This is a genomic window from Mediterraneibacter sp. ICN-202921 (genome assembly GCF_037890075.1).
GTDB lineage: Bacteria > Bacillota > Clostridia > Lachnospirales > Lachnospiraceae > Mediterraneibacter > Mediterraneibacter massiliensis.
Genome location: NZ_JBBKBE010000035.1, coordinates 1 through 1,786 on the forward strand (window position 1 = coordinate 1; position 1,786 = coordinate 1,786).

General features: G+C 41.7%; 1 protein-coding gene. It reads right to left on the reverse strand.

The genetic code is table 11. The features are described 5' to 3' along the window. Positions 1–123 precede the first annotated feature (123 nt). Entirely contained in the window at positions 124–1,698 is a 1,575-nt protein-coding gene (locus WKT01_RS13665) for an IS1182 family transposase (protein ID WP_445299696.1), read from the reverse strand. Between the last annotated feature and the right edge of the window lie 88 nt (positions 1,699–1,786).

A 1,786-nucleotide genomic window follows, 5' to 3' on the forward strand; every position in this document is an offset into this window, starting at 1 on the left:
AAGGGGCTGTGAAAAAATGAGAAATCATTTTTTCACAGTCCTCTTTTTATACATAAGCACATTTTTTTTCTAAAAATGCGTATAACTCCCCCTTACCCCCCATAAGTCTAATGATTGAATGGCTTATGCGGCGGCTGCAGACCTTATCTTTTTGTTGTGAAATTTATAGAGATTCTGTCCAATAGAAACCAGAAATACTTCCAGCCGAACCGATTCTATTCCTCTTCGTACGATTTGCTTATACCATCGATCATTCTTCATAATACCGAATGTTCCTTCCGCCTGTATCGAACGGTTCATCCTGAGCAGTGCTCCCTGGATGCTTTCCAGATTTTCTATCACTTCACGGTGCATGGCTGTGAGTTCTCGATTGACCCGCACCGTACGGTTCTTATCTGTCTTTTTACACTTCTCTGCATACGGACATCCGCTACAGTCTTCGCATTGATACACTTCTTCCTGTCTGCCGTATGCATTCCCTTTTACATTTTGGCGATACTGCAAGTGAAAGGCTTTTCCATTCGGGCACCGCATCATTCCATCTTCGCCAATCGGAAAGTTGGCTGCTCTGAATGGGTCTTCCTGATATTTCTTATCCGTTGTTTCCTTCTTGAACATTGGAAACTTCATATACTTTTCCATTCCATTCTGCTCACAAAAAATGTAATTGTTGTAGGAACCGTAGCCGGCATCTGCAACAGGATATTTCGGATAGAATCCATAAATATCTTTGAACTTGTCCATCAGCGGCACAAAGCAGTCCATGTCGCTGCGGTATTGATTCACCTCTACTACTGCTATATATTCATCTGCAACACCGATCTGGACATTATAGGCAGGAAGCAGCTGATCATTTCCCATATAATCTGTCTTGATACGCATAAATGTTGCGGAATGGTCCGTCTTGGAATAGCTGTTCCGCCCTTCTCCGCATATATGGATTTTCTCCACATATTCTTCCAATTTTTCCGCATATTCCATCAGCTTCTCATAGTGACGCTGCTGCATCGATTTATGATGGCCACGGCCATGTACAAATGTGGTTTCGTCTATCTGCCACATCTGAGCATATTTGCCGGCGGCCTCCTTTAGGTATTCCGGTGCATACTCCGTATTGATACAGAGCCTTGTCCCAGTATAAGCAATCTCTTCATTGATCTCCTGCAGAAGTTTCGTAATCCTATCAAACAAGCGGTATCTGGACTTCTCGGTTGCCTTTTTCCATACCCAGGAATATTTGTTTGCATTTGCTTCAAATTTGGAACCGTCTATATACAGATGCTGCAGATCCACATGTTCTGTTTCAAAGATCTTCCGGTTGATATCGTTAAATATCTCTTCGATAGAATCTCCGAGCACTTCGTTGATAAAGTAGCCGAATGTCCTATAAGACGGGGTTTCATGATCCATAAGGTACATGAAGCGAAGATTCACCTTACAACTGTCTTCCAGTTCCCGTAGTGAGATATACCCGTTTGCCATAAATCCGAATAAGACTGTTTTCAGCATGCTGACCGGGTTGTATCTGAGTCTTCCCGTATAGTGTTTCGGGATTCTTTTCAGATATTTCTCCAAATCCATTTCCTCCATAAAACGGTCAAATGTCAGCACTGGATCACAGATATCCAGATAATCCGAAATAAGTATTGGCAAAACTGCCTGTTTTGCGTTAGAATTAGACTTGTTAATAATTATCATCACAAGTTAATTTTAACACAAAAGAAGGACCTTGGGCTTATTTTTGACCCATGGTCCTTCTTTGTTTTTAGGCTATGCTTTTTTCACA